This window comes from Antrihabitans stalactiti (assembly GCF_012932915.1).
GTDB lineage: Bacteria > Actinomycetota > Actinomycetes > Mycobacteriales > Mycobacteriaceae > Antrihabitans > Antrihabitans stalactiti.
On the sequence record NZ_VCQU01000006.1, the window covers coordinates 243,596 to 268,278 of the forward strand.

General features: G+C 63.9%; 2 protein-coding genes (1 of these 2 cut by a window edge). One reads left to right on the forward strand and one right to left on the reverse strand.

What is annotated here, in order from left to right:
• On the forward strand, window positions 1-23,471 hold the 3' portion of the coding sequence (locus FGL95_RS18505) for a non-ribosomal peptide synthase/polyketide synthase (protein ID WP_169589517.1). Its footprint begins 15,649 nt before the window's first position; only the last 23,471 of its 39,120 coding nucleotides appear in the window; the start codon falls outside the window, past its left edge; its stop codon occupies window positions 23,469-23,471.
• Window positions 23,472-23,480: 9 nt separating this feature from the next.
• Here the strand turns inward: FGL95_RS18505 and FGL95_RS18510 are convergent, their stop codons facing one another.
• Window positions 23,481-24,644 (reverse strand): steroid 3-ketoacyl-CoA thiolase, encoded by a 1,164-nt coding sequence (locus FGL95_RS18510; protein ID WP_169589519.1) that lies wholly within the window; start codon window positions 24,642-24,644, stop codon window positions 23,481-23,483.
• Window positions 24,645-24,683: the final 39 nt, after the last annotated feature.

Genomic DNA, 24,683 nt, shown 5'->3' on the forward strand with positions numbered 1-24,683 from the left:
ACGGGGTGACCCAATCGTCGACGTTGTTGCAGTTGGAAGGCCACGGCCGCGAGGAAGAGGTGATCGCCGGGGCGGACCTGTCCCGCACGGTCGGCTGGTTCACCACCGCCTTCCCGGTCCGACTCGACCTCACCGGTCTCGACATCGCCGACGCCCTGTCGGGTGGCCCAGCAGCGGGGGCCGCGCTCAAACGAGTGAAGGAAGCATTGCTGGCGATCCCGGACAAGGGACTCGGGTACGGGTTGCTGCGGCATCTCAACCCCGACACCGCACCGGTACTGACCGCACTGCCGGACGGGCAACTCAGTTTCAACTACCTCGGCCAGGTCTCGCTCGACGGTGTGCCCGACGAGGTCGCCGGGCTTGGCTGGACCCCCGCCGGTGGGTTGGGTGAGCTCACCGCTGCGGGTGATGCGGATATGCCAGCGAACAAGGTGATCGACATCAACGCCATCGTCACCGACGAGGACGGTGAGGGGCAGTCGTTGGGTGCCTCGTTCGCCTACGCCTCGCAGGTGATCTCGGGTGACGCGGTGGCACGGTTGGCGCAGTTGTGGGTGGAGGCGTTGACCGCGCTCGCGGCCTATGCGTCCTCACCGGGGGCGGGTGGGTTGACGCCGTCGGATCTGAGTTTGGTGTCGCTGGGACAGAACGAGATCGAGGAGTTCGAGTCCCGCTTCGACGGTGTGGTCGATGTCTGGCCGTTGGCGCCGTTGCAGTCGGGGTTGATGTTCCACGCCATGCTCGCCGGTGCCTCGGTGGACATGTACTCGATCCAGGTGGTGCTCGATCTGTCCGGTGCACTCGACGCCGGCCGGTTGCACGCGGCGGCGCAGGCGGTGCTGGATCGGTACCCGAACTTGCGGACCGCGTTCCTCACCGACGCCGACGGGACTCCGATCCAGGTGGTCCTCGACCACCTCGACGTGCCGTGGCGTGAGGTGGATCTGACCACCCTGTCGGAAGGGGAGCGGGAAGCGGCGCTGGCAGCGTTGTTGGCCACCGATCAGGCCACCAACTTCGACCTCGCCAGCCCGCCGTTGCTGCGGTTCTTGTTGGTCACGGTCGGTGAGGGTGTGTTCAAGCTGGTGATGGCCAATCATCACATCCTGCTGGATGGGTGGTCGATGCCGTTGCTGATGAAGGACCTGCTGGTCCTGTATGCCACGCACGCCGATCCGGCGCTGTTGGGCCGCGCGCGCCCGTATCGGTCCTACCTGGCGTGGCTGGGTGAGCAAGACCCCGCCAAGTCACTGCAGGTCTGGGCCAACGCGCTCGACGGAGTCGACGAGCCGACGCTGCTTGCGCGCTCCGGAGCGGGCCTGGCGACCACGCAACGAACAGGCGAAGTCGTTGCCATCGTCGACGAGCAGATCGCAGGGGGGCTGACGGCACTCGGCGCCCGTCTGGGCATCACGGTCAACACCATCGTGCAGACCGCGTGGGGTCTTCTCCTCGGAAGGCTCACCGGCCGCACCGATGTCGTGTTCGGCGCGACGGTGTCGGGTCGACCACCGCAACTCGCGGGTGTCGAGTCGATGATCGGTCTGTTCATCAACACCGTGCCGGTCCGGATCCAAATCAAGCCGTCGGAATCCCTCGAGGACCTACTCGTCCGCGTGCAGCGTGAGCAGGCCGACCTACTCGAGCACCATTACATCCAGCTTGCTGATATTCAGCGAGTCACCGGCACAGGATCGTTGTTCGACACCCTGACCGTGTTCGAGTCCTACCCGGTCGACACTGCCGGGCTGGCCGAGCAAGCCGGCGCCATCGAGGGCCTGAGCGTCGACGGCGTCCGCTCCAACGATGCCCCGCACTATCCGTTGTCGATGGTCATCACGGCAGCCGCCGAGATCCGCGTGACGTTCGAATACTTGCAGGCACTGCTCGACGAGCAGACCGTCAGCACGATCGCGAACAGGCTGATGCGCGTCGTGACGGCGTTCGTCACTGATCCGTCGAGCGCGGTGGGTGATGTCGACGTGCTCCTCGCGGGGGAGCGAGAGTTGGTGTCGTCGAGGGCGCTGACCCCCGGCGCGGTGGTGGACCCGAACGTAACGTTGGTGTCGTTATTCGACGCGCAGGTCACGGCGGCCCCGGATGCGGTGGCGGTGACGTTCGAGGATGCGTCGTTGACCTATGCCGAGCTCGACGCGCGGGCGAATGCGCTTGCGCGGTATCTGATTTCGGTGGGTGTGGGTCCGGAGTCGTTGGTCGGTGTGGTGCTGGGACGATCACTGGATGTGGTGGTCGCGATCCTGGCGGTGCTCAAGGCCGGTGGTGGGTATGTGCCGGTGGATCCGTCCTACCCGGCCGAACGCATCGCTTACACGCTGACCGATAGCGCACCGGTCTGTGTGCTCACCGATTCCGAATCGGTGTCGGCAGTACCGGAGTCGGTGTCGGCCCTGCGGGTGTTGATCGACGAGGTCGAGGTGTCGGAGTTCTCCGCTGCACCGGTGACGGATGCAGATCGACTGTGCCCGTTGCGATCTGCGGATGTGGCGTATGTGATCTACACGTCGGGGTCGACGGGTCGGCCGAAGGGTGTGGCGGTCACCCATCGCAATGTGGTCGAGTTGATGGCCAATGCTGCGCCGAAGTTCGGGTTCGATTCCACCGATGTGTGGACGATGTTCCATTCGCCGGCGTTCGACTTCTCGGTGTGGGAGCTGTGGGGCCCGTTGCTGTTCGGCGGACGTTTGGTGGTGGTGGATTACTTCACCTCCCGCTCGCCACAAGATTTTGTGGAACTGGTGCGCCGTGAAGGCGTGACGGTGCTCAACCAGACCCCGTCGGCGTTCTATCAATTCGCGGAAGCGGAGCGGGTGGCGGCCGACACGGACGCAGACCGGTTGTCGTTGCGCCACATCGTGTTCGGTGGTGAGGCGTTGGATCTGGGTCGGTTGTCGGGGTGGGTGGCCCGCCATGATGCCGGTCCGCGGTTGGTGAACATGTACGGCATCACCGAGACGACGGTGCACGTGTCGTTCGTGGCGGTGACAGCCGAGATGGTGGCTGCGGGCGGTGGCTCGGTGATCGGTCGTGGCCTGCCCGGGTTGGGTGTGTTCGTGCTGGACGCGCGGTTGGCGCCGGTGCCGGTGGGTGCTGCGGGTGAGGTGTACGTCTCGGGGGAGCAGCTCTCGCGCGGGTATGTCGGTCGGGCAGCGTTGAGCGCGGGCCGGTTCGTGGCGAATCCGTTCGGGGAGGACGGTTCTCGGCTGTACCGCACTGGCGACGTGGCTGCATGGAACGCCCAGGGGCAGTTGGAATACGCCGGTCGCTCAGACGCCCAGGTGCAGTTGCGTGGGTTCCGGATCGAATTGGGCGAGATCGAGTCGGCGTTGATCCGGTGCGCGGGTGTCGCGGATGCGGTGGCCATCGTGCGGACCGACGAGCGCACCGGTGATCGCCTGGTGGGGTATGTCGTTCCCGAGGCGGGCGCCACGCTGGAACCAGCACAGATTTCGGAGACCGTGGCGGGGTTCTTGACCTCCTACATGGTGCCGGATGCGGTGATGGTGCTCGAGGCGTTGCCGTTGACGGGCAACGGGAAGTTGGATCGTAAGGCGTTGCCGGCGCCGGAGTTTGTGTCCGACAAGGTGTTCCGGGCGGCTGAGACCGAGGTCGAGCAGATCATCGGTGAGGTGTTCGCGCAGGTGCTCGGGGTGGACCGGGTCGGTGTGGATGATTCGTTCTTCGCGTTGGGTGGCGACAGCATCGTCTCGATTCAGTTGGTGTCGCGGGCGAAGGCGCGGGGTGTGGTGTTCTCCCCGCGAGATGTGTTCGAACGCAAGACCGTTGCCGGTTTGGCCGAGGTCGCGCAGCTCGCGCACGACTCGGATTCGGCTGTGCTCGAAGAACTCTCCGGTGCCGGCGTCGGTTGGCGGCCACTGACGCCTGTCGAGACTGCTCTCGTCGAGGGTCCGGGCCATTTCGACCGCAACAGCCAGACGATGGTGGTGGAGTTGCCGACCGGGATCGAGCGGTCCGGTCTGATGGAAACGCTTGCAGCGGTTGTCGATAGACACGACATGTTGCGGTCGCGATTGGTGCGAGACGGCACCGGCCGGTGGGGTCTCGAGACGACCGATCCTGGAACTGTGGCAGTCGACGCGCTGCTGCGTCACGTGCCGATCGTCATCGACGACGTTTCTGGATTGGCCTCCGCTGAATTGGACGCCGCGCTGGGCCGCTTGAATCCGGCTGCGGGCGTGATGGTGCAGTTAGTGTGGTTCGACCGCGGCGAGACGGAGTCGGGCCAGCTGCTGATCGTCGCGCATCACCTGGTCGTCGACGGAGTGTCGTGGCGAATTCTGCTGCCGGACTTGGCAGCTGCGTGGATGCAGGTGGCGGACGGTCGGGTCCCGGCATTGGCACCGGTCGGGACGTCGATGCGACGGTGGGCGCACGCGTTGATCGACGCCGCGTCGTCGGAGTCCAGGGTTGCCGAACTTCCACTGTGGCGATCCATCCTGGCGGGCCCGGATCCCCTGCTCGGTGCCCGTGCTTTCGATCCCACTCGCGACACAGTCGCCACCGTCGAGCGTTTCGATGTACGGCTCCCGGCCGATGTGACAACAGCCCTCGTGAAAACCATTCCGGGGTTGTTCCGGGGCGGGGTCAACGATGGGTTGTTGGCGGGTCTCGCACTGGCACTTGTGAAGTGGCGAGCCCTTCGCGGGGTGGTCGAACCCACCGCGTTGATTCAACTCGAGGGCCACGGCCGTGAGGAACAGGCGGTTCCGGGTGCGGACCTGTCGCGGACGGTGGGGTGGTTCACCAGTGTGTTCCCGGTTCGGCTAAACACGTCTGGTCTCGATGTCGACGACGCCTTGGCCGGTGGTACTGCGGCGGGCAACTCGATCAAGACGGTCAAGGAAGCATTGCTCCGGATTCCGGACAAAGGTTTGGGCTATGGACTGCTGCGGCACCTGAATGCCGATACCGCCGAAGCCCTTTCAGGCATTTCGGACGGACAAATCAGTTTCAACTACCTCGGTCAGGTGTCGTTGGCGGGTCCGGACGGTGCCGGCGAGGCGCAGATTCCATGGGCGCCTTCGGCCCGGCTGGGGCAATTGTCCGCGTCGGGCGATCTCGACATGCCCGCGAACAAGATCATCGATATCAACGCTGTCGTCGTCGACGGACCTGACGGTCCGAGCTTGCGTGCCTCCTTCGCGTTCGCCACAGAAGTTCTGTCCGAGAACGATGTTCGGCAGTTTGCGGACCTGTGGGTCGATGCGCTGACCGGGTTGGCCGCTCATGTCCGCACGCCTGGTGCAGGTGGTTTGACACCGTCGGATGTGCCCTTGGTGTCGGTGGCACAAAGCGACCTCGAGCTGTTCGAAACACGATATCCAGCAGCGATCGACGTGTGGCCGTTGGCGCCGTTGCAGTCGGGCTTGTTGTTCCACGCGCTGTTGGCACAATCGTCGGTGGATGCGTACTCGGTGCAGGTGACGTTGACCCTGTCCGGGGCGGTCGATTCGGCGCGGCTGCACGCGGCGGCACAAGGAGTGCTCGACCGGTATACGAACCTACGCACCGCATTCGTAACCGACCAGCAGGGCAATGCGGTGCAGGTGGTCCTCGACTCGGTAGCCGTGCCGTGGCGTGCGGTGGATCTGTCGCGAATGTCCGCGGCTGAACGTGATTCGGCGGTACTGAACTTGTTGGCCGAGGATCGGCTGACCCACTTCGATGTGACACAGCCACCGTTGATCCGATTCGCGCTTCTGACGCTGGCGGACGACGAGTTCATGCTGGTGGTCACGAACCATCACATCCTGCTCGACGGCTGGTCGATGCCCCTGGTGCTCAGGGACTTGCTGGTGTTGTACGCCGCTCGTGGTGACGATTCAGCGTTGGGGCGGGTGCGTCCGTATCGGTCATACCTCGCGTGGTTGGCCGAGCAGGACCGTCAGGCTTCGGCACAGTTGTGGGCCGAGGCACTGGCGGGGGTCGAGCGGCCGACGTTGCTGGCGCCCGCGGATCCGGGCCGTGAGCTGAGTTCGATGTCCGAGCAAGTCACGATGGATCTTGACGCGCACATGTCGGCGATGCTATCGACACGCGCTGCGGATCTCGGCGTGACGCTCAATACGATCGTCCAGGTTGTTTGGGGAATTCTCTTGGGGCGCTTGCTCGGTCGTGACGATGTGGTCTTCGGTGCCACAGTGTCCGGTCGCCCGGCGCAACTGCCTGGGGTGGAGTCGATGGTCGGGTTGTTCATCAACACCCTCCCAGTGCGGGTGCGGATCGACCCCGACGAGTCGCTCGACAAGTTGCTGCAACGGGTGCAGTCCGAACAGGCGGCGCTGCTCGATCACCACTACCTTGGTTTGGGCGATATCGCGCAGGACCTCGGCGAGGCGGTGGTGTTCGACACGTTGACGGTGTTCGAGTCCTACCCGATCGATGAGAAAGGCTTGACCGAACAAGCCAGTTCGATCGACGGCATGGCGCTTACCGCGATCGCAGTGCAGGACGCAACCCACTACCCGCTGACGTTGGTTACGACCGTCGATACCACTGTGCACCATCAGCTCCGGTATGACAGCGATCTGTTCGACCGGTCCGCGATCACAACTCTCGGCGAACGGCTTGCGCGTATCGTCTCCGCATTGATTTCGCCCGCCGCGACAACGGCTGGCGACATAGACATACTCTCTCCGGACGAGAGGACCTCCCTCACGCGCGTTTCCGGCGCAGTCGGTCCGGAACCTGTGCCGCTGCCAGTGCTGCTCGCGCAGGCGGTTGCCGCGAATCCGGATGGAGTTGCACTGCGCTTCGAGGGTCGCGAGCTCTCCTATCGAGAGTTGGATCGTCGATCGAATCTGATAGCAAGAGAACTGATTTCGCTTGGCATCGGACCCGAATCGTTTGTCGCGTCCGGAATCGAGCGTTCTATCGAATCAGTTGTCGCGTTGTGGGCGATTGCGAAGTCCGGTGCTGCGTTCGTGCCTGTGGACCCGCTGTATCCACGCGACCGAATCGTGCATATGCTGTCGGACTCCGACTGCACAGTGGGCCTCACGATCGGCAAGCACCGCAATACTTTTCCCGCCACAGTGGACTGGTTGGAAATCGATTCGCCCGAGTTCAGCAGGCGCATCGCGGCGCATTCGCCACACGAGATCTCCGACGACGATCGAACGGTCCCGCTACGAATTCACCACGCGGCGTACTCGATCTACACCTCGGGCTCGACAGGAGTGCCGAAGGGTGTCGTCGTCACACACGTCGGCCTGGCGAACTTCAGCGCAGAGCAGAAGCACCGGTATGGGATCTCTGCCGAGTCGGTAACTCTCCATTTCGCGTCACCGAGTTTCGACGCGTCGGTGCTCGAACTGCTCTTGGCTGTACCGAGCGGTGCCACGATGGTCATTGCGCCACAGCGTATTTACGGTGGCGAGGAAGTCGCCACTCTGCTGGCGCAAGAGAAGGTGACGCACGCGTTCTTCACTCCGGCAGCGTTGGCCACGATCGATCCGGCCGGACTTGTCGACCTGCGTGTTGTCGTCGCGGGCGGCGAGGCATGCCCGCCCGAACTCGTTTCACAGTGGGCAGGCGCCAACCCGGACGGTTTACCCCGGCTGTACAACGGCTACGGCCCCACCGAGACGTCGATCATGACGAACATCAGCGATCCTCTGGTGCCGGGACATGGCGTAACCATCGGCGGTCCGATCAGGGGAATGCGCTCGCTGGTGCTCGATCGCCGGCTGCGTCCCGTACCTGTGGGCGCGGCGGGCGAACTCTATCTGAGCGGACCGCAGCTCGCGCGCGGCTACTATCGGCGGCCCGGGCTCAGCGCCGCGCGATTCATCGCTGATCCCTTTGGGGAGAACGGTTCTCGGTTGTACCGGACCGGGGACGTCGTTCGTTGGACACCGGATTGGGCTCTCGAATATCTGGGTCGGTCGGATGCCCAGGTGCAGGTCCGTGGCTTCCGGATCGAGCTCGGCGAAATCGAGTCCGCGCTGGCGCGGTTCGACGACGTGGCGAACGCGGTGGCGGTGGTGCTCACCGACGAAAACACCGGTGATCGATTGATCGGGTATGTGGTGCCCCGAGCGGGGGCCGTGGTCGATCCGCTCGCCGTGACGAGTTACGTGTCGGAGTTCTTACCTCGTCACATGGTGCCGGACCTGGTGATCGTGTTGGACGCCCTGCCATTGACACCGAACGGCAAGCTGGATCGAAAGGCATTGCCGTCGCCGGAGTTTGTCAGTACGACCGATTTCCGGGCGCCGCAGACCTACGCCGAATTGGTCATCAGTGAGCTGTTCGCAGAGGTGCTCGGGGTGGATCGAGTCGGGCTCGATGATTCGTTCTTCGCCCTCGGTGGCGATTCGATCGTCTCCATTCAGTTTGTCTCGCGCGCCAAGTTGCGTGGGGTGGTGCTCACGCCTCGGGATGTGTTCGAGCGCAAGACTGTAGCAGGGTTGGCCGAAGTCGCGACTCTGACCGATGAGTCGGATGCTGTTGTACTGCAAGAGCTGTCGGGTGCGGGTGTCGGTTGGATGCCGTTGACGCCGGTCGAAGCTGCGTTGGTCGAAGGGCCCGGCGCGTTCGACCGGAGCAGCCAGTCGATGGTGGTCGAGTTGCCGGCCGGGATAGACCGGTCGGGCCTCACGGCGACCCTGGCAGCAATCGTGGATCGCCACGACATGCTGCGGTCCCGGCTCGTGCACGACAACGCTCGCGGTTGGGGCCTGGTGACCTCGGCTCCGGGCAGCGTGGACGTCGATGGTTTGGTGCTAAGGATTCCGATCGATCCGGGCAGGGCGCAGCAGGACGTGACTCGGGCGGCATCGGTGGCGTTGGCGGGGGCACTGGATCGCCTCGATCCGTCGGCTGGGTCGATGTTGCAGATCGTGTGGTTCGACCAGGGAGCCGACCGACCGGGTCAGTTGTTGATCGTCGCTCATCACCTGGTCGTCGACGGAGTGTCGTGGCGTATCTTGTTGCCTGACCTGGCATCTGCGTGGAGTCAGGTATCCGTCGGCAGTGTTCCCGCGTTGGCTCCAGTGGGCACGTCGATGCGCCGCTGGGCGCACTCCTTAGCCGAAGAAGCCAGTGCCCCAATGCGAATTGCGGAATTGGCGCTGTGGCGCTCACTGTTGGCCGGCCCAGATCCGTTGGTGGGCAACCGGGGATTCGACCCGGCCGTAGATGTGGTGGCGACAGTCGAGCGAGTGCAGGTGCGGGTTCCCGCGGATGTCACGTCGGCGCTAGTGAAGACGATTCCCGGGTTGTTCCGCGGCGGCGTCAACGACGGGTTGCTCGCCGGGTTGACGCTCGCGTTGGTGCAGTGGCGGCGGGAACGCGGTGTCGTCGAGTCGTCGGTACTGGTGCAGCTCGAGGGCCACGGCCGTGAGGAGCAGGTAGTTCCCGGTGCCGACCTCTCACGGACTGTCGGCTGGTTCACCAGCGTGTTCCCGGTACGTCTCGATCTCGCGGGTATCGATGTCGACGATGCGGTTCGTGGTGGGCGCGCGGCAGGTAGCGCCGTCAAGGCCGTGAAGGAAGCGCTGCTGAGTGTTCCGGACAAGGGGCTGGGCTACGGACTACTGCGGTACCTGAATGCCGAGACCAGCGGCGTGCTGTCGCCGCTACCCGACGGGCAGATCAGCTTCAACTATCTGGGTCAGGTGGCGCTGGACACCGACGCCACCGGTGGCCCGGGAGTGCCGTGGGCGCCGACAGCCGGCTTGGGCGAGTTGTCTGCACCGAGTGATGCCGACCGGCCGGCGAACAAGATCATCGACATCAATGCCATCGTCACTTCGGGAGTCGACGGTCCGAGTCTCGGTGCGTCGTTCGCATTTGCAGGAAAAATCCTGTCCCAGAGCGACGTTCAGCGGCTCGCTGATCTGTGGGTCGAGGCGTTGGGCGGGTTGGCTGCGCATGCGAATTCGCAGGGCGCGGGCGGCCTGACGCCGTCGGACGTGCCACTGGTGTCGCTGACGCAGCGTGAACTGGAGGCATTCGAGGCCAGGTATCCCAACGTGACCGATGTGTGGCCGTTGGCGCCGTTGCAGTCGGGGTTGTTCTTCCACGCGTTGCTCGCCGAATCGTCGGTCGACGCGTATTCGGTGCAGGTGGTGCTCACTCTGTCCGGATTCGTGGACCGGCTGCGGCTCCAGGCCGCGGCCCAGGGAGTGCTAAACCGATATGCGAACTTGCGGTCGGCATTCGTGACCGACGAGCGGGGCAACACGGTCCAGGTGGTACTCGACTCTGTGCAGGCGCCGTGGCGAGAGCTCGACCTGTCGGAAATGCTTCCAGACGAACGTGATTCGGCGATGGCGGCATTCCTCGCACAGGATCGGTTGACGCACTTCGATGTTGCTGCGCCGCCGTTGATCAGGTTCGCGTTGCTCGACCTCGGCGGTACCGAGTCCGCGCTCGTCGTGACCAACCACCACATCTTGCTGGACGGCTGGTCGATGCCGTTGCTGCTCCGGGATCTGTTGGCGCTGTACGCCACTGATGGTGACAGCACGATTTTGGGGCGGCCGCGCTCGTACCGCTCCTACCTGGCGTGGCTGGCACAGCAGGACCGACAGCTTTCGGCGCACGCATGGTCGGACGCATTGGCGGGCGTCGAACCGACGTTGATCGCCCCGGCCGACCCGGGTCGTGAGCTGAGTTCGTTGTCCGAGCAGGTCACGATAGATCTCGACGAGCACGTTGCAGCGAAATTGTCGGTCCGCGCGGCCGAATGGGGGGTCACGCTCAACACAATCGTGCAGACCTCATGGGGAATTCTGTTGGGCAGGTTGCTCGGTCGCGACGATGTGGTCTTCGGGGCGACGGTTTCCGGCCGCCCGGCGGCATTGCCCGGCGTGGAGTCGATGGTCGGACTGTTCATCAACACGCTGCCAGTGCGGGTGCGGATGAATCCCGCGGAGTCGGTCGAGGCGCTTGTGCGTCGGGTGCAGACCGCGCAGGCCGAATTGCTCGATCACCACTACGTCGGGTTGAGCGAGATCGCGCAGGGCGTCGGCGCGGGTGCGGTGTTCGACACGTTGTCGGTGTTCGAGTCCTACCCCATCGACGAGAAGGGGTTGATCGAGCAGGCGAGCGCGATCGATGCGTTGACGATCACCGATGTGTCGCTGCACGACGCGACGCATTACCCACTGACGTTGGTCACGACGACCGATACCGGCATACATCTGCACCTGCGGTACCTGCGCGACCTCTTCGACAATGCCGCGATCAGCACGCTCGGACGGCGACTGACCCGGATCCTGTCTGCTGTGGCAGTCGATGCTGCGGCCCCGGTTGGAAGTATCGACATCCTCACCGCACATGAGCGGCATGAGTTGTCGGTGGCGCGCAACGCAACTCAGCACCCGGTGGCCGATGGCGACGTGTTGGCGGCGTTCGATGCGCAGGTCGCACGAACTCCGCATGCCGTGGCGTTGGTGAGCGGCGACGTGGCGTGGACCTTCGCAGAGGTTGCTGCTGGCGTCGATCGGTTGGCGGGATATCTGGTTTCGCTGGGGGTCGCTCCCGAGGTGCTGGTCGGGTTGGCCATGCGGCGCTCGATCGATCTGGTCATCGGGATGTATGCCGTGTTACGTGCCGGTGGTGCCTTCGTGCCGGTGGATCCGGATCACCCGGCCTCCCGAAATGCCGACATCTTCGAGACAGCAAGGCCGGCATGCGTGTTGACGCATGCAGGCAGTGGAGTGGTCGTTCCACCCGAAGTGCGGGTCGTTGAGGTCGACGACCTGGACTTGACGGACTACTCCGCAGCAGCTGTGCAGGGTGGAGTGCCCGCCGCGCGGCCTGGCAATCCTGCTTACGCGATTTTCACGTCGGGTTCGACGGGGCGCCCCAAGGGCGTCGTGATCTCGCGTGCGGCGTTCCTCAATCAGTTGGAGTGGATGACCGACAATTACGAGTTGTCGGCGGCGGACTCGTACTTGCAGAAGACCGCGTCGACGTTCGATGTGTCGTTGTGGGGATATTTCGTGCCCTGGCGCGCGGGGGCGCGACTCGTGCTTGCGTCCCCGGACGGGCACCGTGACGTCGACTACTTGGTCGATTTGATTGCTGCGCAACGAATTACGGTCACCGATTTCGTGCCGTCGATGCTCGCAGTGTTCGCTGCGCAGGCGGAGCGCACGCGGATTGCGACGCTGCGTCGAGTGTTCGTTGCCGGCGAAGCGTTACCGGCGGCGACGGTGACCGCATTCGGTCGGGTCAGCGCTGCGGAGCTACACAATCTGTACGGTCCGACCGAGGCCGCGGTGGTGGTGACCTCGGCGCGAGTCGTGGCCGGCCGCCGCATGGTGTCGATCGGTGTACCGAACTGGAATACGCAGGTTTACGTGCTGGATTCGTGGCTGCAGCCGGTGCCGGCCGGTGTGACCGGCGAATTGTATTTGGCGGGAGCGCAACTGGCGCGTGGCTATGTCGGTCGCGCGGATCTGTCGGCTGACCGGTTTGTGGCCAATCCGTTCAGTGCTGCGGGTGTTCGGATGTACCGGACCGGGGATCTGGTGTCGTGGAACAACTCCGGCGAACTCGAGTACGTAGGGCGGGTCGATTTCCAAGTCAAGCTGCGCGGGCAACGGATAGAGCTCGGCGAGATCGAGACCGCGTTGCTCCGGGTAGCGGGAGTCGCGCAGTCGGCAACGACCGTGGTGGACACCGGTGCGGGAGACCAGTTGGTCGGCTACGTCGTGGCCGAGTCCGGCGTGGCACTGCAGTCCGACGACGTGTTGTCCGACGCGCGGGATCGGTTGCCCGGCTACATGGTTCCTTCAGTCTTGATCGTGCTGGACGCGTTGCCGCTGAATACCAGCGGGAAGCTGGACAGGTCCGCGTTGCCGAAGCCGGTGTTCGAGGTTCGCGAATTCCGGGCACCGACGACCGTGATCGAGGAGATTGTCGCGGGCGCATTCGCCGAGGTGCTCGGTGTTGCGCGGGTCGGTCTGGACGACGACTTCTTCGCGCTGGGTGGGAACAGCGTCATCGCGACTCAGGTGGTCTCGCGGATCGGTGCCGAGCTGGGAACAAGAGTCCCGGTGCGGGTCGTGTTCGAGGCGCCGACAGTGGCTGGGTTGGCCGTCTGTGTCGAATCGAGAGCGGAGTGGGGCGAAGGGAAGGCATTGGTTGCCGGGCCTCGTCCAGCTCGGGTTCCCTTATCGTTTGCCCAGCAACGGATGTGGTTCCTCAATCAGTTCGAGGCCGATAGTGCGCCATACAACGTTCCGCTGATCGTCCGACTCACTGGAGTGTTGGACGTCGATGCGCTCGGGTTGGCTGTGTCGGATGTTCTGCGCCGCCACGAATCACTGCGGACGAGGTACCCCCTCGTCGATGATGTCCCCGTTCAGGAAGTCTTGGACGACATCCCAGAGCTCGACCTGACCCCGGTGGTAGCGAGTGCCGCCAGCCTGAGCACGAAGCTATCGGCCCTGGGGGGTGCGAGTTTCGACGTGTCCGTCGAGGTCCCGATTCGGGCCAGGCTGTATGCGGTCGGGCCGGACGATCATGTGCTCGCCGTCGTTGTCCACCACATCGCCTGTGACGGTTCGTCTTTGCGCCCGCTCGCGCGAGACGTCATGTTCGCGTACGGTGCCCGTTCCTCCGGCGCGACTCCGTCGTGGGCACAGCTGAATGTGCAGTACGCTGATTACGCCATATGGCAGCGGGAGATCCTCGGCTCGGCCGAAGACCCGACGTCGGTGAGCGCGCAGCAACTCGGCTTCTGGCGTAACGAACTAGCCGAGTTGCCCGAACTTCTCGACCTGCCCACAGATCGCCCACGACCGCCGGTGCAATCCTTTGTCGGGGGACGAACTGAATTCTCGATCGACGAAGACACCAGCCGCGCGTTGAATTCGGCAGCCTGCGAACACAACACCACGGTCTTCATGGTTGTCCATGCAGCGGTCGCACTGTTGCTGGGACGCCTGTCTGGAACCAACGACATCGCGGTGGGCACCCCGGTGGCGGGTCGCACTCACCCCGAATTCGAGCCGTTGATCGGCATGTTCGTGAACACCGTGGTGCTGCGGACAAGGATCGATCCGGACTCGACTTTCGAGGATTTCTTGGCAGAGATCCGACGGACCGATATCGCCGCACTCGACCACGCCGACTTGCCGTTCGAATGGCTGGTCGACGATCTTTCGCCCGCCCGATCGACTGCGCACGGTCCGCTGTTCCAAACACTGCTCGTGTTCCAGAACTATGCTGCGACGCAATTCCACCTTCCCGGGCTGACCGTCAGCGGCGTCGACGCCGAGGTCGACACCGCAAAGTTCGATCTGCAGATCACTTTCGAGGAGCGATTCGACGACGCCGGTCTGTCTGCGGGAATGTATGGCTCGTTCCTGTACGCGGCGGACCTGTTCGACAGAAGCACCGTCGAAGCCTTCGCGCGGCGGCTTCTTCGTATCATGAACTCGATCGTGGAAGACACGAGCATCGCACTCGACCGCATCGACATGCTCGGTCCGGTCGAGTTCGATCACGTTGTGCGCGAGCTGAATCGAACGTCGCACGGCACGCCGGACGTGACGTTGGTCGATATGTTCGACGCGCAGGTCGCTCGAGATCGAGCTGCCCCCGCAGTGTCCTTCGAAGGCGAGACGGTCACGTACGGGCAGTTCGCTGCGAGGGTCAATCAATTGGCGCGCAAGCTGATTGCCGAGGGCGTCGGTCCCGAGACCGTTGTCGGCGTCGCAATTCGCCGGTCGGTCGATCTGGTCGTCGCCGTGCACGCGGTACTCGCTGCTGGTGGGGTGTACCTTCCCCTCGATCCGGATCTCCCCGTCGAACGCGGGCGCTACGTCCTCGAATCCGCGACGCCACGTGCTGTTCTCACTACCAGCCGCGAGGGGGTCGACTTGCCGTCGGAGGTGCACGTCCTCGAGGTTGATCGTCTCGACCTCTCGGTGTACCCCGATGGACCGATTTCGCCCGACGAGCGCGTTGCGGAGCTTCGGCCGCAGAACACCGCGTACTTGATCTTCACCTCCGGCTCGACGGGCCGCCCGAAAGGCGTGATGTTGACCCACGAGGCGACGGCGAGCCAGTTGTGCTGGGCGCAGGCGTTGTACCCGCTCGATGAGTCCGACGTTGTGCTGAACAAGACACCGATCAGCTTCGACATTTCCATCTGGGAAATGCTGTGGACCTTGCAGACTGGCGCACAGCTCGTTGTCGCCGCACCCGACGGACATCGCGACCCCGACTACTTGGCGGAGCTGATCGCATCCTCGAACATCACGACGGTGCATTTCGTGCCGTCCATGCTCGATGCATACATGAACGCTGTCGCGGGAATCAGCGACACCGTTCGTCGAGTGTTTGTCGCTGGGGAAGCGTTGAACCCCGACACCGTGTCGCGATTCATGAAATGCAGCACGGCCGAATTGCACAACTGGTATGGACCTGCCGAGGCCGAGGTTGTTACGTCGTGGGCGGCCCGAGAACCCGGCGCCGTAGTGCCGATCGGTGCGCCGGTGTGGAATATGCAAGCGTTGGTACTGGATTCGCGGCTGCGGCCGGTACCGGTCGGTGTGACGGGCGAGTTGTATTTGGCGGGTACACAACTGGCGCGCGGGTATGTCGGACGTGCGGACTTGTCGGCCGATCGGTTCGTGGCCAATCCGTTCGGGACCGCGGGAGACCGCATGTACCGGACCGGGGATTTGGTGTCGTGGAACACGTCCGGCGAACTCGAGTACGTCGGTCGCAGTGATTTCCAGGTCAAACTACGCGGGCAGCGGATCGAACTGGGGGAGATCGAGGCCGCACTGACCGCCCAACCCTCGATCGCGCAAGCCGTGGTGGTTCTGCGTACGGATCCCCGATCCGGCGACCAGCTCGTTGGCTATGTCGTTGGAGCTCCCGACTCCGTTGTCGATGTCGGTGAATTGCGGTCGGCGTTGGCAGATCGGTTGCCGTCGTACATGGTTCCGACTGCAGTGGTCGTACTGGACGTCTTCCCCCTCAACGCGTCCGGGAAGCTGGATCGTGCAGCGCTGCCCGATCCGGTGTTCGAGGCCAAGGTGTTTCGGGCGGCGTCGACTCCGGTCGAGGAGATCGTGGCGGATGTATTCGCCGATGTGCTCGGTGTCGAGCGGGTCGGAGCGGACGACGACTTCTTCGCCTTGGGTGGCAACAGTCTGAACGCTACTCGAGTGGTGTCGCGTATCGGTGCGGCGTTGGGTGCGCGGGTTCCGGTTCGGGTCGTGTTCGAGGCACCGACGGTGGCGGAGTTGGCAGTTCGCGTCGAGGAGCGCACAGGCTGGGGTGCTCGGCCGGCCTTGGTGGCCTGGGAGCGTCCGTCGCGGGTGCCGTTGTCGCTGGCGCAGCAGCGGATGTGGTTCTTGAACCGGTTCGATCCGGACTCGGCTGCGTACAACTTGCCGGTGGCGATCCGGTTGACCGGTGCGCTCGATGTGGGTGCGCTTGCGGCGGCAGTAGACGACGTGATCGATAGGCACGAAGTGCTGCGCACGGTTTACACCGAGGTCGATGGGGTGCCGTCGCAGGTTGTCGTCCCAGGCCCGGGGTCGTACGCGAACTTGGTGCCGACCGTGGTGTCGGATGCCGAATTGGCCGAGCGGGTCGGCGATTTGGTGTCGGCGGGCTTCGACGTGACAAGCGAGGTCCCGATCCGGATTGCATTGCTGCAGATCACCGATCGCGAATTCGTATTGGTATTCGTGATCCATCACATTGCGGCTGACGGATGGTCCATGGGTCCGCTGGCGCGCGATGTGATGGCGGCGTTCGCAGCGCGGTCGATGGGCGAGGTGCCGCAATGGGCGCCGTTGCCGGTGCAGTACGCGGATTTCTCGTTGTGGCAGCGGGCGCTGCTGGGTGACGAAGATGATCCCAGTTCGTTGTTGACTCAACAGCAGGCGTACTGGACCGAGCAATTGTTCGGCCTGCCAGATCGGCTGGAACTGCCGTTCGATCGGCCGCGTCCGAGTGTTGCCTCCCATCGTGGTGGATCGATCGGGTTCGAGATCGACGCGGCGACGCATGCGGCGCTCGTCGAGTTGGCGAGGACGAACAATGCGACGTTGTTCATCGTCGTGCACGTGGGGTTGGCGGTGTTGCTGGCGCGGTTGAGCGGGTCGCAGGACATCGTCATCGGTACCCCGGTAGCCGGTCGCGGGGAGAAGGAACTCGACGATCTAGTGGGGATGTTCGTCAACACGCTGGTGCTGCGGACCGAGGTGTCAGGTGCACGCTCGTTCGCAGACTTGTTGGCGCAGTTCACCGAGACCGATCTACAGGCGTTCAGCAACGCCGACGTTCCGTTCGAGCGGTTGGTCGAGGTACTTCAACCACAGCGGTCCGCGGCCTGGCATCCGTTGTTCCAGGTGATGTTGACGCTGCGGAATCTGGCGGCGCCGGAACTGGAATTTGCGGGCCTGGAGATGGGGCTCGTCGAATTCGATACTGCTGTATCAAAATTCGATCTGCAGCTGAGCCTGGCGGAAACCTTCGACCCCGACGGAAAACCTTCCGGGTTGTCGGCGTCGTTCGACTACGCGGCCGACCTGTTCGATCCATCCACCGTAATCACTCTCGGACAGCGACTGACCCGGATCTTGACTACCCTGGTCGCCGATGTGACGACCCCAGTGGGCAGTGTCGACATCCTCACCGAGTCGGAGCGGCACGAGTTATTGCTGGCGCGCAATGCAACTGAGCATCGAATTGTCGATGGCGATGTGCTCACCGCCTTCGACGAGCAGGTTCGGCGAGCGCCGGATGCCGTGGCATTGGTGTTCGACGGCGCACAGTGGACCTATCGAGATGTTGCTGACGGTGTCGATCGATTGGCGCGGTACTTGACGTCTGTGGGTGTCGGTCCGGAGAAGTTGGTTGGACTGGCGATGCGGCGGTCCGTCGATCTGGTGATCGGCATGTACGCGGTGCTCCGGGCCGGCGGTGCGTTCGTGCCGGTGGATCCGGATCACCCGGTCGCACGGAATGCCGATATTTTCGATGCGGCCCGGCCGGTCTGCGTGTTGTCCAACAGCGAACTCGGCCTTGTTGTTCCGGCAGGTGTGCCGGTGATTAGAGTCGACGAGCTCGATCTGTCGAACTCTGCGGGCCCGGTGTCGGGAGCGCAACATGTCCGCCCGGAGAATCCGGCGTACGTGATCTTCACATCGGGGTCGACGGGGCGCCCGAAGGGTGTGGTGGTCTCGCGGAGCGCATTCGTCAATCACCTGGAGTGGATGACCCACACGTATGCGCTCTCTGCCGACGACGCATACCTGCAGAAGACGGCAACGACGTTCGACGTGTCGATGTGGGGCTACTTCGTGCCGTGGCAGTCCGGGTCACGGTTGATCCTTGCGTCTCCGGACGGACATCGAGATGTCGACTACATGGTCGATTTGATTGCGGAGCACCGGGTTACGGTCACCGATTTCGTCCCGTCGATGTTGGCCGTTTTCGTCGCTCATGCGGATCGAGCACGAATTGCCAGCTTGCGCTGCGTGTTCGTCATCGGTGAGGCATTGGGGGCGGCGACCGTCGATGCCTTCGGTCGGATCACCGACGCACAGCTGCACAACCTGTACGGTCCGACAGAAGCTGCGGTGGCGGTCACTGCGGCACAGGCAGTCCCAGGTGGACCCACGGTATCGATCGGCGCGCCGAATTGGAATACGCAAGTCTTCGTGCTGGATTCGCGATTGCAGCCGGTGCCGTCGGGCGTGACTGGTGAGCTGTATTTGGCGGGAGCGCAATTGGCGCGTGGGTACGTCGCACGTCCGGATCTGTCTGCCGATCGATTTGTCGCAAATCCGTTCGGCGAGAGCGGTTCTCAGATGTACCGGACCGGCGATCTGGTGTCGTGGGACAAGTCCGGCGTATTGCAGTACATCGGTAGGTCCGATTTCCAAGTCAAGTTCCGGGGTCAGCGGATCGAGTTGGGTGAGATCGAGGTTGCGCTGAACGCTGTGCCGGACGTGCGGCAGTCGGCGTCGGCGGTGGTGCACTCGGACGCCGGTGAGCAGTTGGTGGGTTATGTCGTCGCGATGCCGGGGGTCGTGCTGGATCCCGCCCGCGTGCGGTCGAGCGTCACCGATCGTCTGCCGTCGTACATGGTGCCGTCGGTCGTGTTGGTGCTCGACGCGTTCCCGTTGAACGTCAGTGGCAAGTTGGATCGAAAAGCGTTGCCGGTGCCGGTGTTCGAGGCGCGTGCGTTCCGTGCGCCGTCGACACCTGTCGAGGAGATCGTCGCCGGGGTGTTCGCCGATGTTCTCGGTGTCGCACGGGCTGGTCTTGATGACGACTTCTTTGCTTTGGGCGGCAACTCGTTGACGGCAACGCAGGTGGTGTCGCGGATCGGCTCCGCGCTGCGTATCCGGGTACCGGTACGCGCGATCTTCGACGCGCCGACAGTCGCGGCGTTGGCGGTCCGCGCCGAGGAGGGCGTGGGTTGGGGAGAGCGGCCGATGCTGGTCGCGCGGTCGCGACCTGAGCGGGTGCCGTTGTCGTTGGCGCAACAGCGCATGTGGTTCTTGAACCGTTTCGATCCCGATTCGGGTGCCTACAACATTCCGATTGCGATGCGGCTGACCGGTGACCTCGATGTTGCCGCCCTCGCTGCAGCGGTTGGTGATGTGATCGGTCGGCACGAGGTGTTGCGCACCAAGTACCCCGAGTTCGAAGGAGTGCCAGCACAGATTGTCCTGCCGAGCCTCGATGCAGGCGTAACTATCGTTCAGCAGGCGGTATCCCAAACTGAGGTGACGAAGCACGTTGCCGAGCTCGCAGCAGCCGGCTTCGACGTCACCCGCGAGGTACCGGTCCGGATTGCCTTGCTGGAGATCACCGATCACGAATTCGTGCTCGTGTTCGTGATTCATCACATCGCCGCTGACGGATGGTCGCTGGGACCGCTCGCCCGAGATGTGATGGTCGCGTTCGCCGCCCGTTCGGAAGGTCAGGAACCACAATGGTCGCCGTTGGCTGTGCAGTACGCCGATTACGCGCTGTGGCAGCGGGAACTGCTTGGTAGCGAGGATGATCCCGGTTCGCTGATATCGCAGCAACTCGCGTACTGGACGACAAAACTGGCTGGGCTGCCGGACCAGTTGGATCTGCCCGCTGACCGTCCGCGCCCGGCGGTTGCGTCCCAACGGGGCAGCTCGTTCGCGTTCACCGTCGATGCCGAGACGCACCGGGCGTTGGTCGATGTGGCGCGGACCAACAACGCAACGTTGTTCATCGTTGTGCACGTGGGTCTGGCGGTGTTGCTCGCGCGGTTGAGCGGGACCACTGACATCGCGATCGGCACTCCGATAGCCGGGCGCGGTGAGCAGGCGTTGGACGACCTCGTCGGCATGTTCGTCAATACCTTGGTGTTGCGCACGAATGTCGATGGCGCGCAGCCGTTCACGAACTTGCTCGCAGGAGCTGTCGACACCGATCTGGAGGCGTTCGGTAATTCCGACCTTCCATTCGAACGGCTGGTAGAAGTACTCGATCCGCAGCGGTCGACCGCTCGGCATCCGTTGTTCCGGGTGATGCTTGCGTTCCAGAGTCTGTCGCAGACGGACTTGCATTTCGCAGGCCTCGAGATCGGTGTCGTCGACGTCGAATTCACGGTTGCGAAATTCGATCTGCAGCTGAGTGTGGCCGAAACATTCGATCCCGAGGGCAATCCGGCTGGATTGGCGGCGTCGTTCGAGTACGCGACAGACTTGTTCGACCGATCTACAGTGGAAGGATTCGCTACCGCGCTTTCCCGCATTCTGGCTGCGGTGGTGACTGATTCGTCGATCCCGGTCGGCGATATCGAGATCCTCGGAGCGGACGAGCGTGCGTTGGTGATCGAGGGTTGGAACAGCGTCGGGGGAGTCGTCGACGCGGGTGCGACCTTGGTGTCGTTGTTCGATGCGCAAGTGGCGCGGACGCCGGATGCGGTGGCGGTGGTGTTCGGCGATGTGTCGTTGACCTTTGCGGAGTTGGATGCTCGCGCGAATCGTTTTGCGAGGATGTTGATTTCGCTGGGCGTCGGGCCGGAGTCGTTGGTCGCAATGCTGTTGGGTCGGTCCGTGGATCTGGTGGTGGCGTTGCTTGCCGTCGTCAAGGCTGGTGGTGCGTATGTGCCGGTGGACCCGACGTATCCCGTGGAGCGGATCGGTTACACCTTGGCTGATGCGGCGCCGGTGTGTGTGATCGCCAGTGCTGATGTGGGCGTGCCGGTTTCGGTCACGGCGCCGGTGGTGCAGATCGATTCGGTGGATGTGTCGGGATTCTCCGATGCGGCAATCTTCGATGCGGATCGACTGTCTCCATTGCGATCTGAGAACACGGCCTATGTGATCTATACGTCGGGGTCGACGGGTCGGCCGAAGGGCGTGGCGGTCAGTCATCGCAACGTGGTCGAGTTGTTTGCCAATGCTGTGCCGAAGTTCGGATTCGATTCCTCCGATGTGTGGACCCTGTTTCATTCGGCGGCGTTCGACTTCTCGGTCTGGGAGTTGTGGGGTCCGATGTTGTCGGGCGGCCGGGTCGTGGTGGTCGACTACTTCACATCACGCTCGCCGCAGGATTTCGTGCAGTTGTGCCGCCACGAGGGTGTGACGGTGCTCAACCAGACGCCGTCGGCTTTCTATCAGTTCGCGGAGGCGGAGCGGGTGGCGGCCGAGGCCGGTGCGGGTCGGTTGTCATTGCGGCAAGTGATCTTCGGTGGTGAGGAGCTGGATCTGGGTCGGTTGTCGGGGTGGTTCGACCGGCACGGCGCCAGCGGTCCGCAATTGATCAATGGCTACGGGATCACCGAAACAACCGTGTTCGTGTCGTTTGTCGACGCATCACTGGACGCAACGCATTCGGCTTCGGCGAGTGTGATCGGGCGCGCCTTGCCGGGGCTGAGTGTGTATGTGCTGGACGCTCGGATGCGTCCGGTGCCGGTGGGTGTGCCGGGTGAGTTGTATGTAGCCGGTCGGCAGTTGGCGCGCAGTTATTTCCGGCGTCCCGGGTTGAGTGCGGGTCGGTTCGTTGCCGATCCGTTCGGTGAACCGGGTTCTCGGTTGTATCGGTCCGGCGATGTGGCGCGGTGGAATGCGCAAGGGCAGTTGGAGTATCTGGGTCGGTCGGATTCGCAGGTGCAGTTGCGCGGGTTCCGGATCGAGTTGGGCGAGATCGAGTCGGCGTTGGCCCGGTTCGACGGGGTCGCGCATGCAGTGGCGGTGGTCCGGACCGATGAGTTCACCGGGGAGCGGTTGATCGGTTATGTCGTGCCGCAGGCCGGTGTGTCGGTGAATCCGGAGGATGTGACGGACTTCGTCTCGGGGTTCTTGCCACGGTTCATGGTGCCGGACGTGGTGATGGTGCTCGACGAGTTGCCGCTGACCGTGAACGGCAAACTCGATCGCGGGGCCTTGCCCACCCCGACGCAGGCCACTGCGGCGGTGTACGAAGCGCCACGAACACCCCTTGAACACGCTGTCGCCGAAGCGTTCGCCGAGTTGCTGGGTGTCGACCGAGTCGGTCGGGCCGACGACTTCTTCGCACTGGGTGGCAACTCGTTGATCGCGGCGAGCGTGGCCGCCAGAATCAAGCTGGCCACGACGCTCGACATGCCGTTGCGGTGGCTGTTCACCTACCGCACGGTGAGCGAACTTGCCGATCGGCTGGCTCGCCCGGATGTCGGTGCCGATGACGTGGCCGGCCTCGATGTGCTGCTACCGATTCGTGCGGCGGGCGAGGGTGCACCGCTGTTCTGCATTCACCCGAACGGGGGGCTCGCGTGGCAGTATCTCGGCTTGACCCGCTACGTCGATCCGCGATTGCGGCTGTACGGGGTGCAGTCGCCCAACATCATTCGACCCGACTCGACTTTGACGTCGATCGAGGAAATCGCCCGACGCTACGTCGCCGAGATTCGTCGCATCCAGCCCGAAGGGCCGTATCGCCTGTTCGGCTGGTCGCTGGGCGGTTCGCTGGCGCACGAGATGGCAGTCGTATTGCAGGCTGAAGGGGCGGAGGTTTCGGCGCTGGCGATGGCAGACAGCCGCCACGACATCGACCTCGGTCTCCTCGCGGACGGACTGCGATCCCTGTTCGTCTCGGCCGGTATCGAAGTTACCGACGACCTCGACCTCACCGAGATCTCGACAACGCAGGCCGAGCAGTTCGTCGTGGCGACCCAAGCAGACAAAGCGGGTTTCACAGTCGACCAGGTTCAGCGCATCTTCGCCGATGCGGCGCGCGCACCGATGCTCGTAAACGATTACACGCCAGGAGTATTCGAGGGCGACGTGTTGTTCTTCGGTGCGCGCCCCGATGGCCCGTCGAGTGTGAACGCGGCTTCCACGTGGCAGCCGTTCGTGACGGGCCGGATCGAGGACCATGCAATCGACGCAGACCACTCGGACCTGATGTCTCCCGAGTCGCTGCAGATCATCGGACCGCAACTCAGCGAGTGGCTACGAGAGCGGTAGGTCCGCTCGTCAGATGCGTTCGATGATCGTGCCCGTGGACAACGCGCCGCCGGCACACATCGCGATCAGCGCCGTCGAGCCGTCGCGGCGCTCCAGTTCGTGCAGGGCGGTCGTGATGAGCCGTGAGCCGGTGCTGCCCACTGGGTGGCCGAGGGCCAACGCGCCCCCGTTGACGTTCACGTTGTCCATGTCGGGCTTGTGTACCGCAGCCCAGGACAGCAGCACCGATGCGAACGCCTCGTTCACCTCGAACAGGTCCAGGTCGCCGATCTTCATCCCGCTGCGCTCCAGCAGACGGGTCGTCGCCTGAACGGGTCCGTCGAGGTGGAACTCGGGTTCGGAGCCGACCAGGCATTGCGTCACGATTCGCGCACGCGGTCGCAAGCCGAGATCGCGCGCTTTCGCCTCGTCCATCAGCAGCACGCCCGCGGCGCCATCGGAAATCTGCGACGACGTTCCCGCGGTATGGATACCGCCCTCGAGCACGGGCTTCAATCTCGCGAGGGATTCGAGCGTCGTATCGCGCAGACCTTGGTCGCGCCGGACCTCCTGCTTCTCACCCGTGGGATTGCCGTCCGAATCCAGCACAGGAGCCGTGACGGGCAGGACCTCGCGGTCGAACCGCCCTCCCTCCCACGCCTGTTTCGCCAGGGTCTGCGATCGCACGCCCAGCGCCTCTACGTCGGCCCGCGACAGCCCGCGGCGCTTGGCGATTCGTTCGGCAGCCTCGAACTGATTCGGCAGGTCGATATCCCAGGATTCGGGGCGGCGCGGTCCGGCGTCGACGCCGACGTTCGCGCCGAGTGGCACCCGGCTCATCGCCTCGACGCCACATGCGATCCCGATGTCGATCGCGCCCGTCGCAATCAATCCCGCAATCAAATGATTGGCCTGCTGAGCCGAGCCGCACTGACAGTCGATCGTCGTGCACCCTGCTTGCCATGGCAGCCCGGCATGGAGCCAAGCGGTCCGCGTGATGTTGTTGGATTGCTCGCCCGCCTGGGTCACGCAACCGCCGATGACTTGCTCGACGACCAGCGGATCGAGACCTGAGCGCTCGACGATGCCGCGTTGGACCGCGCCGAGAATCTCGGCAGCGTGTAGTCCCGACAGCCAGCCGCGGCGCTTGCCGATCGGGGTTCGGAGAGCATCGACAATGACCGGATCACCCACGGTGGGCTCCTTCCTCGTACCCCGAAAGTAGAACACGTT